The 14,158-nt window shown below is 48.7% G+C and carries 13 protein-coding genes; 12 read left to right on the top strand and 1 reads right to left on the bottom strand.

What is annotated here, in order from left to right:
* The first annotated feature begins 231 nt into the window (after positions 1–231).
* From D328_RS0101890 to D328_RS0101870, 5 genes are all read left to right on the top strand, one after another.
* Positions 232–1,443 (top strand): MFS transporter, encoded by a 1,212-nt coding sequence (locus D328_RS0101890; RefSeq protein ID WP_018883249.1) that lies wholly within the window; start codon positions 232–234, stop codon positions 1,441–1,443.
* A 147-nt stretch (positions 1,444–1,590) separates the two neighbouring features.
* On the top strand, positions 1,591–2,043 hold the full coding sequence (locus tag D328_RS0101885; RefSeq protein WP_025677036.1) for an OsmC family protein: 453 nt from the start codon (positions 1,591–1,593) through the stop codon (positions 2,041–2,043).
* Positions 2,044–2,156: 113 nt separating this feature from the next.
* A complete protein-coding gene (locus D328_RS0101880; RefSeq protein WP_018883247.1) occupies positions 2,157–3,236 on the top strand; it encodes a lactonase family protein in 1,080 nt (359 codons plus the stop codon).
* A 526-nt stretch (positions 3,237–3,762) separates the two neighbouring features.
* On the top strand, positions 3,763–3,918 hold the full coding sequence (locus D328_RS31150) for a hypothetical protein (protein WP_018883246.1): 156 nt from the start codon (positions 3,763–3,765) through the stop codon (positions 3,916–3,918).
* A gap of 222 nt (positions 3,919–4,140) precedes the next feature.
* Complete coding sequence (locus D328_RS0101870) at positions 4,141–4,653, top strand: hypothetical protein (RefSeq protein ID WP_018883245.1); 513 nt, start codon at positions 4,141–4,143, stop codon at positions 4,651–4,653.
* Positions 4,654–4,870: 217 nt separating this feature from the next.
* Here the strand turns inward: D328_RS0101870 and D328_RS0101865 are convergent, their stop codons facing one another.
* The gene (locus D328_RS0101865; protein ID WP_018883244.1) at positions 4,871–5,497 is read right to left on the bottom strand and encodes an FMN-dependent NADH-azoreductase; all 627 of its coding nucleotides are present in this window, start codon (positions 5,495–5,497) and stop codon (positions 4,871–4,873) included.
* Positions 5,498–5,741: 244 nt separating this feature from the next.
* Here D328_RS0101865 and murI point away from each other — a divergent pair, with 244 nt between their 5' ends.
* From murI to D328_RS0101830, 7 genes are all read left to right on the top strand, one after another.
* Positions 5,742–6,533: a glutamate racemase gene (gene murI / locus D328_RS0101860; protein WP_018883243.1), complete on the top strand. Its 792-nt coding sequence runs from the start codon at positions 5,742–5,744 to the stop codon at positions 6,531–6,533.
* A 40-nt stretch (positions 6,534–6,573) separates the two neighbouring features.
* On the top strand, positions 6,574–7,263 hold the full coding sequence (locus D328_RS0101855) for an HAD family hydrolase (protein ID WP_018883242.1): 690 nt from the start codon (positions 6,574–6,576) through the stop codon (positions 7,261–7,263).
* Positions 7,264–7,374: 111 nt separating this feature from the next.
* A complete protein-coding gene (locus D328_RS0101850; RefSeq protein ID WP_018883241.1) occupies positions 7,375–7,824 on the top strand; it encodes a ribosomal maturation YjgA family protein in 450 nt (149 codons plus the stop codon).
* A gap of 323 nt (positions 7,825–8,147) precedes the next feature.
* The gene (gene uxaC / locus D328_RS0101845; protein ID WP_018883240.1) at positions 8,148–9,572 is read left to right on the top strand and encodes a glucuronate isomerase; all 1,425 of its coding nucleotides are present in this window, start codon (positions 8,148–8,150) and stop codon (positions 9,570–9,572) included.
* 175 nt (positions 9,573–9,747) lie between these two features.
* The gene (locus D328_RS0101840; protein WP_018883239.1) at positions 9,748–10,752 is read left to right on the top strand and encodes a LacI family DNA-binding transcriptional regulator; all 1,005 of its coding nucleotides are present in this window, start codon (positions 9,748–9,750) and stop codon (positions 10,750–10,752) included.
* Positions 10,753–11,028: 276 nt separating this feature from the next.
* The gene (locus tag D328_RS0101835) at positions 11,029–12,507 is read left to right on the top strand and encodes a tagaturonate reductase (protein WP_018883238.1); all 1,479 of its coding nucleotides are present in this window, start codon (positions 11,029–11,031) and stop codon (positions 12,505–12,507) included.
* Between the two features lie 27 nt (positions 12,508–12,534).
* Entirely contained in the window at positions 12,535–14,025 is a 1,491-nt protein-coding gene (locus D328_RS0101830) for a UxaA family hydrolase (protein WP_018883237.1), read from the top strand.
* Positions 14,026–14,158 lie beyond the last annotated feature (133 nt).

The raw sequence follows: 14,158 nt of genomic DNA, 5'->3' as shown, positions 1-14,158 counted from the left end.
CTGCATGTTCCTGATGGACAAGCTCAGCAGGTTCCATGCGAAATGCGCGAGTGCTCGATGATTTGATTGAAAAGTCGCTTGTTTGTTTTATGCAAATGATGAATTTGGATGTATAATCATTACTGTATACCTCCTGAGGGGAGAGGGTCAATATGCGGATGCATTGCTGTCTGCCAATTCGACCTACAGTTATGCAATACATAACATTGTACATGGATAAGGGGCGAGAATATGAATGATACTCCTGCTTTGAGCCCTGCCAAGAAGAAAAAGCTGCTGTTCAGTGCAGGACTCAGCTGGCTGTTCGATGCCATGGATATCGGACTGCTGTCTTTTGTGGTAGCTGCATTGGCTGCTGATTGGCAGCTTGGGAAGGAGCAAGTTGGGCTGCTGACAGCCATGAATTCTATTGGGATGGTCTTTGGAGCCGCCTTTGCTGGAATTCTGGCGGATAAGTATGGACGTAAAGTGATTCTAATGTGGACACTGCTCGTCTTTTCAATCGCGACAGGCTTATCTGCCTTTGCCGTGGGCTTTGGTATGCTACTGATTCTACGCTTTGTAGCAGGGGTAGGCCTTGGGGGAGAGCTACCAGTTGCTTCTACCTTGGTCTCCGAATCCGTTCCAGCGAATGAACGCGGCCGAATGGTCGTGCTGCTGGAGAGCTTCTGGGCGGGTGGCTGGATTGTGGCAGCACTCGTAGGCTACTTCGTCATTCCACGCTTTGGTTGGGAGGCAGCTTTCTTGATCGGGGCCATACCTGCTCTGTATGCTCTGTATCTACGCAAAGCCATAGAGGACCCGCCTCGCTATCTTCAGCAAAGGGCGAACCGTCTGCCGTTAGGTGATAGACTGCGCTCGATCTGGTCGGTGCCTCATCGTAGATCCACGATTATGCTCTGGGTGCTATGGTTCACCGTAGTATTCTCCTACTATGGCATGTTCCTATGGCTGCCAAGTGTCATGGTACTAAAGGGCTTCACGCTGGTGAAGAGCTTCGAATATGTACTGATTATGACATTGGCACAGCTTCCAGGTTATTTTACGGCGGCCTATTTCATTGAGAAGCTGGGACGCAAATTCGTGCTGGTGGTCTACCTGCTACTTACGGCAGGAGCTGCGATCTGGTTCGGTACAGCGGAGAGCGCAGGCTCCTTGCTGGCAGCAGGCATCTGCCTATCATTTTTCAATCTGGGGGCCTGGGGTGGTATGTATGCCTACACACCAGAGCTGTACCCAACATCTGTACGTTCGACTGGCGTTGGCATGTCAGCTTCCTTTGGCCGAATCGGTGGGGTTATTGGCCCTTATCTGGTCGGGATTCTGCTTGCTAGCGGTGTCAGTCTTGTCACGGTATTCAGCATCTTCTTTATCGCTATTCTGATTGGAGCCTTCGCTGTGCTATTTCTTGGTACGGAGACGAAGGGCAAGGAGCTCACGTAGACAGGGCTTGCCAATGTCGCTTAGTTAGTGCTGATGAGTTAATGCTGCCCGAGTCTGTGTCAAGGAATCAGCGCCATGAAATAAAGAATGAAATGTCTGAGCTGACAGAGATTATGGTAAGAGTCCATGGGAAAGGAGCTGATGGTTGTGGAGCATGTATTTCATTTGGAGGCTACCTGGAAGGGTGGGCGTAACAGTGAAGGGGAGATTGATGCAGGCGGTCTGCGTTCAGTGATCTCCATACCTGCAGAGATGGGTGGACCCGGCACGGGGACCAACCCGGATGAAATGCTGCTGGGTGCGGCGTCCACCTGTTATATCATTACATTAGCTGCTATGATGGAGAGAGCAGGATTGCTAGTTCAATCGCTAGCTTTGTCCTCTGAAGGCATTGTGGATGTGACGAATAACATATTTACTTACCGGCGTATTATTCACCGCCCACGAATTGTGCTTGCTGCTGGATCAAGCCATGAGCATCTGGTGCAGGCGGAGCGTCTGGCTGACAAGGCAGAGCAATCGTGTATGATCTCTCGCGCCTTGGCGGGCAATGTAGAGCTGTCTACTCAGGCAGTCGTGGTGCTGGATGATGCCGGATAGCCGCTTCTAATGAAGAAAGGCGATCCATAGTGGGTCTCTACTGACAACCACATGTAGTCATTCATTTTCTACACATTCTATACTATTTTTAACACACCGAGGAGGATATTCACATGTCTAATGCACAAAAATTATTGGTATTTGCAGGTTCCTATGCTGAAAGTCAAGGGAGCGGCGTATACGTATACGCTTTTGATGAAAAAACAGGTGCCCTGGAGTTGTTGGACGAGCAGTCCGGTCTGAGCAACCCTACGTTCGTGCATGTGGATGCGGATCAGCGTAAGCTCTATTCCATCAGCGACAGATTGACGGAAGAAGGCGGCAAAGCCGGAGAAGCAGTATCCTTCGACATTGACCCATCTACTGGCAAGCTGACTCTGCTGAATCGCGTAAACACCGTTGCTGGAACGACTTGCCATATTCAACAGCATGACACGCTGCCTTACCTTACCGTAACCAGCTATCATGGTGGTATGATTGGACTCCTGGCGATCCGCGAGAATGGCGAGATCGGCGAGCTACTGGATGTTGCACAGCATGAAGGTCATGGACACCATCCAGAGCGTCAGGATCGCCCACATCCACACTCCTCCTTCTACAGCCCGGATGGACGTTTCCTGTTCGTACAGGACCTCGGTCTCGACGTGATCCGCTCTTACAAGGTTGAAGGTGACAAGCTGGTACTGCACGGGGAGACTAAGACGCATCCGGGTGCAGGCCCACGCCACTTGGCATTCCATCCTAATGGCAAATATGCTTTTGTAATCAACGAGGTAGATTCTTCTGTGACGACATTTGCTTATGATGCTGAGAAGGGACAGCTTACAGAGGTAGGCAACATCTCCACACTTCCTGCCGGCTTCGAGGGCGAGAATACGACGGCTGAGATCGCAGTGTCTGAGGACGGAAAGTATGTATACGGCTCTAACCGTGGACATGACAGCATTGTGGTCTATGCTTTTGATAGCGAATCCGGCAAGCTGGAAGTGGTTGAATATGTATCTGTAGAAGGCGGTCACCCACGTCACTTTGCTATCGTACCTGGCGGGGAATTCCTGCTTGCTGCAAACCGTGACACCAACAACATTGTGACCTTCAAGGTAGATCGCACAACAGGTCGCTTGCAATACACCGGACTCAGCGTTGAAGTATCGAAGCCGGTATGCGTGAAGCCAGTATACTTCTCCATCTAATGCATTCCATGCTAGTTGATGGGAGCAATGAACATAGAGAATACAGAAATGAACATAGAGAATACAGATAGGAAATGAAGTGAAGAGTCATGGGTCTCACCTTTTGGGTGAATCCTGTGGCTCTTTATTTATTTGCAAAGAAATTAGGCATTAAAGTATACATTTAAGTATGCATACCTGGACAAACCTGTGTATATAGTAAATAAGACAAGTATATTGATTGTACGTAGAAAATGTGATCTCACATAGAAAGAGTGATTGCAAATAGAAGAGTGATTGCAAATAGAAGAGTGATTGCAACGTAGAGGATTGATTTCACTTGGAAGAGCGAAGTTGCTGCTGCAGATCGGGGCCAAGCTATGTCATAAGATCTAGGTATGGGCTGGATTGTGGATCAATCGTAGCCAAATCAGTTCAATTAGCATACATAGCAATAAGCAATGATCTGGGCGGCGCTGAGATTAGGCGCTAGGTAATGGGTAAGAGACGTATCAAACAGCCTGTAGAATAAAAGGAGTGTTAATGTATGAAGGTCATCATCACGCAGCAGGAAGCGCTGGAGAAGGGGATCTGGCCTGAGATCATGACGATGTTTGGCTTGGATGAGGATGATACAGTATGGGAGAGTGAGGAGTTTATTCTCTCGGAGGAACGAGCTAGAAAGCTTGGGCTACTGCGATAACAGGCAATTGTAAGAAACAGACTGCTGCAAGAAGCAGACCACTGTAGCATTAGGTTCATCCAGACGCTTGCCCACCAAGCGATTCTAAAGAAATTGTAACTACTTTCAGCGATTTCTGAAACTTTTTTGCAGGCAGGATCGTTTATGATTTGAAGAGAAGGGTAATGAACTTGTAAGACACAGATGGCGGTGTCCATTCCCGTACCGTGAGGAGGAAGCAACATGATAAAAGCTACTGCAAAGCTGCTGATGTTCACATTAGTCCTAATATTCGTTACAGCAGGTGGAACTGCAGCCACAGGCTATGAACCAGTGCAGGCAGCAGATCAACAGGAGACAGTCTTCTTTAACGGATTACAGCGGAATGAGGATGGCACAGTCTATGTGCAGGCTGATCGGATTGAATGGTATGAGGGCGAGGCAGCACACGAGATCTTCCGGGAACGTGAAGGAGATTCTGAGATGACGGAGGCCCCAGACAATTATTATATCGTGAATGACCAGATTGAGAACGAGGAGCTGCCCATTGCAGCTGATGCCAAGGTCATCATGCAGATCTATGATCGCACAGGTCAATTGGAGGATGTCCAGGTGAACTGGAATGAGGAAGTATCGCTGCAGACCTTCGTGGATGGCTTTGAGAATAAGGAGCGCCTGGATCTGGGGGACTTCCCGTATCATATCACGGTGGAGAACGGACAAATTGTGAAGATCGTACAGCAGTTCATCCCATAACAAGTATAGGATTATATTCAACATTGGGCACAGGTGTACATGTACAAATCAAAGCTATAAGAAAAGGATGCTCCCAAGTCGATGGACTCTGGAAGCATCCTTTTTGATGCTGTCAGCACAAGTAGTGTGACTGCGGGTGTATTGTTCATGATGTATCATCGTGCCAGCGGATGCAGTCAGATACATGGGCGAGAGCCGTTAAGACTCCCTAGCTCAATTAGAATTGAGCAGCAGCTTCACTAGCACGCTTCAAGGCATCAGCAACGATATCTTGAGCTTTGTCAGGTGTTGCGTTGTGACCTTCCAGAACAATCTTCGTAATGTCACGAACACCGAAGAAAGTAAGGATGTTGCTAACGAAGTTAAGGGACATTTCCCAGCTTGCCATAGGACCTTCGGAATAGAAGCCGCCTCTTGCATTCAGCAGAGCAACTTTAGTGTCCGTTACCAGACCTACAGGACCCTCAGCAGTGTATTTGAACGTTTTGCCTGCTTGGTTCAGGTAGTCAATGTAAGTATGCAGGACAGCAGGAATTGTCAGGTTCCACAGTGGGAATGCGAATACGACTTTGTCAGCAGCCAGGAATTGATCCAGGTAGCCATTAGCGATACCAGCCAGACGTGCTTCTTCAGCAGTCGCTTCGAATCCGTTAGCAGTCTTGTACAGACCACGGATCATGTTAGCATTCAGGTAAGGCAGCTCTACGCTGTGCAGGTCCAGCTCAGTTACTTCATCAGCTGGGTGGGAAGCCTTGTAGCTTTCCAGAAATGCGTTATACAATTTAACTGTTGCTGCTTCTTCAGCAGTACGGTCATTAGCTTTTACAAATAGAACTTTAGCCATGGATTTAATTCCTCCCAAGAGTTATTCTCAAGTGGAATATTACAGCATTAAGACAATTCAGTCAACATATTTTCACATAATATTTTTTATGGAGTTACTTTCTTTTTTATGGTGACTCATCATTGCTTGGAAGTAAATACACATGCCTGAGGGCCAGCATACAATTATGTAGTAATCATGTTAGAATGATACAGGACCTAGATGAGCATGTTGACATCAATTTTAAACAAATCAGGTGAATGATATGAGAGTAGCGCTGTTTGACTCAGGTATTGGCGGCTTGACCGTCCTGGATGAGGCTTTGTCTGTCCTGCCTGGAGAGAATTACTTGTTTTATGCAGATACCCTGCATGTCCCTTATGGCAGTAAGCCAAAAGAGGAAGTTCGCAGGTATATTATGGAGTGTGCAGATCGAATTATGCAGGAGGATGTCAAGGCGCTTGTGGTGGCATGCAACACAGCTACCAGCATTGCGATCTCAGAGCTTCGTGCCCGATATCGGATTCCTGTCATCGGAATGGAGCCAGCTGTGAAGCCAGCTGTCGCATTGAGTCGCCCTCACGGCAAGCGAGTGCTTGTCATGGCTACCCCTTTGACATTAAGCCAGTCCAAATACACAGAATTGGTAGCAAGAGTTGACGACCAGGGCAGTGTGGATTCTCTTCCCTTGCCTGAGCTGGTGCAATATTGTGAGCAGCTGATATGGGACCGCGAGGTGATCGTGGATTATTTCACAACGAAGCTAGCATCCTTTGATCTGGACCAGTATGGTACGGTGGTGCTTGGCTGTACGCATTATCCCTACTATAGAAAGCTATTAGAAGAAATTTTACCACGACATATACACATCATTGATGGGAGCGAAGGGACTGTTAAGCGTCTGCAGAGCGTCCTACAGGAGAATCATTTACTGGAAGCTTCCACTCACCCTGAAATTCGATATTTGTGCTCAAGCAGGGATGAGCAATATGTAGAGAAGATGCAACAGGCGCTTTCCTTTCTACGAAGCCGCAGAGGAATTCCGGCAGGGAACTAAGCAGGCAACAGGGGTTTAAGTAATCAAATGAGGTGATGGCGTGACGACCACGGTGCTATTCGATCTAGATAATACGCTTGCTAATCGCAGGCATGCATTTGATAGCTTTACACGTCAATTCATTGAAGATTTCCTGGCTACCTCTGACATTGGCACTTCCAGTATGGACAACGAGGCTGCACTCATGGAGACGATCCGAATCGCTGACCGGAATGGATACAGAAGCAAGCGGGAGCTGTTTCAGGAGCTTCTTTGTACTTTGCCCTTCAAGGATGAACGGGTGACTGTACGACATTTGCTGGAATATTGGTATTCTGAATTTGCCGGTCATACGACTATGATGCAGGGAGCAGAAGAGCTGCTGCATGACCTTCGTGCCCAAGGCTTCCGGTTAGGATTGATTACGAATGGCTCGGTCGCTGTGCAGAATCGCAAGCTGGATCAGCTGCAGCTTCGAGCATATTTTGAGACGGTTATCGTGTCACAGGCGGTTCGGCTGGATAAGCCGGATCGTCGCATTTTTGAGCTAGCTTTACAGCGCATGAAGGTCTCCCCCCAGGAAACCTGGTATGTCGGAGATCATCCCGTCAACGATGTGCAGGGGGCAAGTCGGGCAGGTCTCCGGACAGTTTGGCTGGAGGGCTTTGAGGAGTGGCCCGATGAGGTCATAGAGTGTCCACAGCACACGATTCGCCAATTGTCGGAGCTACATGCTTGGAACCAGTGGTAAAGAGGTGGAGGGTCAGGTGCGAATACCTGCTATGCAGCAACTGAGTGAGGCGGTAGACTGTTGAGAATGTATTACAGATAATACTTTAGATTGTAGGGGGATCAGCTACAGATGAAGAAGGCAGGAGAATCAGGGGTGTGGCGGAAGAGGTTCATTTATGCAGCAGGTGTCGCTGCGACGATCGGGCTGGGACTTGCTTCCCGCTATGATGGGCTGCACCTGCCTGCTGTGATCACGGCTCATGCAGGAGATGCACTATGGGCTGTCATGATTTATTTTGGTGTAAGAACATTGTGGCCACAAGGAAGTAGACGTCTCGCAGCCCTCATAGGGTTACTGTTCTGCTATGCGATTGAGGCTTCGCAGCTGCTCCAGCTGGATTGGCTCAATGCGATTCGCAGCACGACGCTTGGTGCATTGGTGCTGGGAAGAGGATTTCTCATAGTGGACCTGTTCCGTTATACGGCTGGAATCGGACTAGCATACCTTCTCGATTGGCGACTGGGCCGATCTCAGAATGGATTTCAAAGGGCATTGCATAAAAATCACTCCCCTAAATGAAGTGCACATACATAACTGTAAAAAGGCTGTAAAGCAAGAAAGCAAGCTCAATAGTAAGTTTCAATAGCGAGCTCGAAAACAAGGTCCAAAACAAAGGTCCAAAACAAGGTCCAAAACAAGGTCCAAAACAAGGTCGTAAAGAAGACGATAAAGCATGATTTAAAATGAGATGATGTACAATGACCACAAAATGTTCACGTATTCGCCTCATACAGCATGATAAAAGTCACTTTCCTGAAGAATAGAAAGCGCTATTATAAATCCATAAATGTTAACGTTAACATTTTGCCGAAATCAAAACCTCAGGAAAGGATTGATAAGCAATGTCCGTCTCCTTCTTGCGTGACAACTTCCTGCTGAACAGCGAGACTGCCGTCCAGCTGTACCACCAGTATGCCAAGCATATGCCGATCATGGACTATCATTGTCACTTGAATCCGCAGGAAATCTATGAGAACAAGAGCTTTAAGAATATTACAGAGGCCTGGTTATATGGCGATCACTATAAATGGCGGGTAATGCGTGCCAATGGGGTCGAGGAGAAATACATTACGGGTGATGCGGAGGATTTTGACAAATTTATGGCGTGGGCCAAAACCGTTCCTACCCTGATCGGCAATCCGCTGTATCACTGGACACATTTGGAGCTTCAGCGCTTTTTCGATGTACATGAGCTATTTAATGAGCAGACAGCTCCTGCAATCTGGGAAAAGGTGAACGCTCAGCTGCTGGGCTCGGGCTTCGGTGCACGCGATCTCATCACCAAATCGGGCGTGACTGTAGTCTGTACAACGGATGACCCGACGGATCTTCTGGAGGAGCATAAGCTGATCGCCAAGCTGAAGGATTTTGACACAGCTGTCCTGCCAAGCTTCCGTCCGGATAAAGGGCTGGAGCTAAACCGACCTACCTTCCGTCCATGGATCGATAAGCTAGGCGAGGTATCTGGCTTTGATGTGACGGAATATAGCGGCTTGCTACGTGCTCTTGAGAGCAGAGTAGAGTATTTCCACAGCGTCGGTTGTCGCGTATCGGACCATGCTTTAGACGTCTTGCTATATGCCCCTGCTACACTGGAGGAAGTATCGGCTATCTATGCCAAGGCACTCCAAGAAGGACAGGTTACATTAGAGGAAGAGGCCAAGTATAAAAGCTTCACGCTAATTCATCTTGGGCAATTGTACGCTCAGCGTGGCTGGGCAATGCAATACCACATTCATGCCTTGCGGAATAACAACACGGCGATGTTCCGCAGATTGGGCCCTGACACCGGTTATGATTCCATTAATGACGGAAGTATCGCTTCGGCGCTCGCGGCTTTGCTGGACGGAATGGACGCAACAGGCAATCTTCCGAAGACCATTCTTTATTCCTTGAACCCGGTAGATTATCCGGTGCTTGCAAGTGTGGCTGGGAGCTTCCAGGCTGGTGGGACTGCAGGCAAAATCCAATTCGGGACCGCTTGGTGGTTCAATGACCACAAGGAAGGCATGCTGGAGCAGATGAAGCTCCTGGCAAGTATGGGCGTGCTCTCTCGCTTCATTGGTATGCTGACAGATTCCCGCAGCTTCCTGTCATATACGCGACATGAGTATTTCCGACGTCTGCTGTGCGATCTGATCGGAGAATGGGCTGAGCATGGCGAGGCGCCGAATGATCTTGAGCTACTGGGTGGCATTGTCCAGGATATTTGCTATAACAATGCAGAGAAATATTTTGCTTTTCCAGCAGTCGTACCGGTGAAATAGATCGCAGAGACTTCAATGGGGCTTAGGTGGTCTGAAGTGTGTCTGTGGGATATTCTAGATGAGTTAGTGTATAGAATAAGCGAGTTCGTTGATGGGCTAAGAAAGTTAAATTAGAATCATAACAAACTGCGAGTCTGTCAGATATGACGCTGGGTGCAGCAGAAAGGATAGAGTAATGGCGGCGACAATCAAGGATATTGCCAAATTGGCTAATGTGTCACATACGACGGTGTCCCGAGCACTTAATGGCAGTCCGCTTATCAAAGAGGAGACCCGCCGCCGTATTCTCGACCTGGCCAGCCAGTTGAACTACATTCCGGACTATAATGCCCGCAGCCTCGTGCTGCGAAGGTCCTATAGCATTGGACTGTTTTTCACGAGTATTTCCAAGGGGACCTCGTCAAGCTTCTTCGCAGATACGATTCGGGGGGTGAACAGTGTCATCGGTGTTGATTACAATTTGCTTGTCCGAGGTATTGACGAATATGATGATTATTCTTCCATTCATCGGAAGCGATTTGACGGTATGATACTGATGAGCCAGAGCGAGACGGACAATCCCTTCGTGTATCATGTCATCAGGGAGGGCATTCCATTAATCATCCTGAACCGTCAGATGAGCGGTCATGGAATTGTGAATGTACTGTCCAATGACAAAGAAGGGGCATACACGGCAACACTGGAGTTGATTCGCATGGGGCATTCGCGTATCGCACTCATCGAGGGGGTGGGGGGATTCAAGTCGACCCAAGAGCGGAGGGATGGCTTCCTAAACGCCTTGATGGATCATGACCTACCTGTTCGTGGCGATTATATTGTCAGGGGGGACTACACGATGACAGGCGGGAGTTATGCCATGGAGCAGCTATTAGCACTCAGGGAGTCCCCGTCCGCCGTATTCTGCTCCAATGATGATATGGCGATCGGTGCAATGAATGCCATTTTCCAGCAGGGATTGCAGGTTCCTGGAGATGTGTCTGTGGTCGGCTTCGATGACATTGGTTTTTCGCGCTATACTACACCTGCGTTAACAACAGTGAAGCGCCCGATTGAGCAGATCAGCGCCAGAGGAGCCGAGTATATCCTCAGTCTGATGAACGCTACCTCCTGTAAGGAGGAGCAGGTCCTGCTGAGCACCCAACTCGTTACGCGTGGCTCTGTCTCAGCGCCCCATACATGATAGAGAGAATAGAATGCGGGCCCCTGACTGCATATAGAGGATGGAGCAATTAAGATGGGGATGAGAATGCAGAGCATACAGAGATTCATCCTGTAAGTTGAAAGCGTGTGCGTATAAGGATAAGATTCTGCGTTAATGATCCATGCTTACGAAGGAATCTGTTGACGATTAGACATAATTGTGGAAAAAAACAAATAACATTGTGATTTTTATCACTTTTGTTAACGTGTGCATTTATTAAACTAAAACTATAAAGCGACTAGGAGGGTTCATCCAATGCAAAATTTAAGCAGAGCGTCCAGTCCATCCGCTGTCAGACACACAGAGAAGGTCATTCAATTCGGTGAAGGTAATTTCATGCGTGCATTCGTGGACTGGCAGATCCACGAGTTGAACAAGAAGGCAGATTGGGATGGCGGTGTTGTCATCGTGCAGCCACTGGCAGGCGGGCTGGCAGATTTGTTGAATTCGCAAGATGGACTGTATACGACATACATGGAAGGAATAAAGGAAGGTAAGGCTGTTCGTGAGCACACGTTAGTGGATTGTGTGACACGGGTGATCAATCCTTATGCTGAAATTGAAGCCTATGAGGATCTGGCACGCCAGCCTGAACTGCGCTTCATTGTATCCAATACAACCGAAGCGGGGATTGCCTTTGCGCCTGAGGATCGTCTTGAGGATAAGCCGCAGAGCAGCTACCCGGGCAAGTTGACAGCACTGCTGTATCGTCGATATCTGGCGTTCAATGGTGCAGCTGACAAGGGCTTCATCATCATACCGTGTGAGCTGATCGACAGAAATGGGGATGAGCTTAAGAAGATCGTACTCCAATATGCACAGCTGTGGTCCCTGGAGGAAGACTTCGTCAAATGGCTGCATGAAGCGAATACGTTCTGCTGCAGTCTGGTAGACCGTATCGTGCCTGGGTATCCGCGTGACCGTATGGAGGAAATTACTGAGGAGCTGGGTTACAAGGATCAGCTTGTCGTGGTGACAGAGCAATTCCATCTGTGGGTCATTGAAGGTCCGCAATTCATCAAGGAAGAGTTCCCAGCTCATCTGGCTGGTCTGAATGTGCTGGTCGTAGATGATATGACTCCTTATCGTACCCGCAAGGTACGCATTCTGAACGGGGCGCACACGGCACTGACGCCTGTGGCATATCTGTACGGGCTGGATACGGTGCGTGATGCCGTTGAGCATAACGTGGTGGGTCCTTACGTTCAGGCACTGATTGATGAGGAAATTATTCCTACACTGGATTTGCCAGAGAGTGAGCTGCGAGAATTCGCGGATGCTGTGCTGGAGCGCTTCCGTAACCCTTACGTACGCCATTATCTGATGAGCATCTCCTTGAATTCCATCTCGAAGTTCAAGACTAGAGACTTGCCTACGCTGCTGCGTTATGTGGAGGATCGTGGACAATTACCAGAGAAGCTGGTGTTCGCATTCGCTTCCCTGCTCTATTTCTACAAGGGAGATCGCAACGGTCAGGTTATTGAATTGGCAGATAATGAAGATATACTGGAAGCTTTCCGCGAGCTATGGCGTGGATATGACGGAACCCCGGCTTCCCTGCGTGTCTTGACGAAGGAAGTGCTGAGTCGTGAAGACTGGTGGGGGCAGAATCTGAACGAGATTGACGGGCTTACCGAGCAACTGACTGGATATCTGAACAAGCTGAGCCTGGAAGGAATGACTTCGACGCTGGATAAGCTGATGGATAGACATATGAATAAAATTAGCCAGTAAAGCACGTAGGTCAGGGAGGAGCCACACATGCAGGAATTCATCAAGATTCATGAACGAGACAATGTAGCAGTCGCATTAAGAGATTATCAGCAGGGAGAGAAGCTCCCTATTGGGAATACAGAGCTTGAGCTGCTGGAGCCTGTGGCAAGAGGCCACAAGATTGCATTGATTCCGATCGCTAAGGGAAGCCATGTGCTCAAATATGGTTATCCGATCGGCCATGCATTACAGGATATTGTGCCAGGTCAGCATGTGCATACTCACAACACGAAGACCAATCTGACCGGGGTGGAGGAATACAAGTACGAGCCAAGGCTGGAAGAGAATCCATACCAGCTGGAGAAACGGACCTTCATGGGCTACCGAAGAAAAGACGGGAACGTGGGTATCCGTAACGAGCTGTGGATTGTGCCTACAGTGGGATGTGTCAATGGCGTCGCCGAGCTGATCCTGAACCGTTTCAAAGCGGAGGTGGGTGACATTGCGCCGTTCGAAAATGCGCTTGTGCTGAAGCATAATTACGGCTGCTCCCAGCTAGGAGATGATCACGTCCATACGCGGACGATTCTGGCTGATGCAGTCAAGCATCCGAACGCGGCTGGCGTGCTGGTACTGGGATTAGGCTGTGAAAATAACAGCATGGGCGAGTTCCAGGAAGCCATCGGAGCGTACGATGAGTCTCGTGTAAAATTTCTGCTATCGCAGGAAGTGGGAGACGAGGTGACCGAAGGAGTACGTCTGCTGAAGGAGATCTTCGCAGAGGTGCAGCAGGATCGGCGTGAGCCTGTTCCATTGTCCGAGCTGAAGATTGGTCTCAAATGTGGAGGGTCAGATGGACTTTCGGGTATTACAGCGAATCCATTGCTCGGTCAGTTATCGGACTACATGGCTGCTCAAGGCGGAACGACTGTGCTGACGGAAGTGCCAGAGATGTTCGGCGCAGAGACGATCCTGATGGAGCGTGCTGCGAACGAAGAGGTATTTCATAAAATCGTGCATCTCATTAATGACTTCAAGCAATATTTCCTGGATTACAAACAGCCAGTATATGAGAATCCTTCCCCAGGTAACAAAGCTGGTGGCATCACAACGCTGGAGGATAAGTCTCTAGGCTGTACACAAAAGTCGGGCAACTCAGCGGTCATGGATGTGATTCCGTATGGAGACCGACTTACGACCAAGGGGCTGAACTTGCTGAGCGCTCCAGGGAATGATCTGGTAGCTTCATCAGCTTTGGCAGCCGCTGGCTGTCAGCTCGTCATCTTCACGACAGGACGCGGTACGCCGTTCGGTGCCTTTGTACCGACGATGAAGGTGTCAACGAACTCGGCGCTGTATCGCTCGAAGCCGCACTGGATTGATTTTAACGCAGGCTCCCTGGTTGAAGATGTCAGTATGAAGGATGGCCTGAATGCATTCATCGATTATATTATCGAAGTGGCTAGCGGGGAATGGGTCAATAACGAAAAGAATGAGTTCCGCGAGATTGCTATATTCAAGAATGGCGTTACCCTTTAAGATCGCTACGAAGAAGGGTATGAAGTGAGCTTTTGAATAAGTTTTTGAAAAAGCCTTTGAAGAAGCCTTTGAAGAAGCTTATGTGTTAAGTCTATAGAATAATTATAGATTATTTATAGATTATTATTTAACT

The sequence above is a fragment of the Paenibacillus massiliensis 2301065 = DSM 16942 genome, assembly GCF_000377505.1.
Taxonomy (GTDB): domain Bacteria; phylum Bacillota; class Bacilli; order Paenibacillales; family Paenibacillaceae; genus Paenibacillus; species Paenibacillus massiliensis.
Note: the sequence above shows the minus strand (reverse complement) of the source record. Positions and strands in the feature narration are given on the sequence as shown.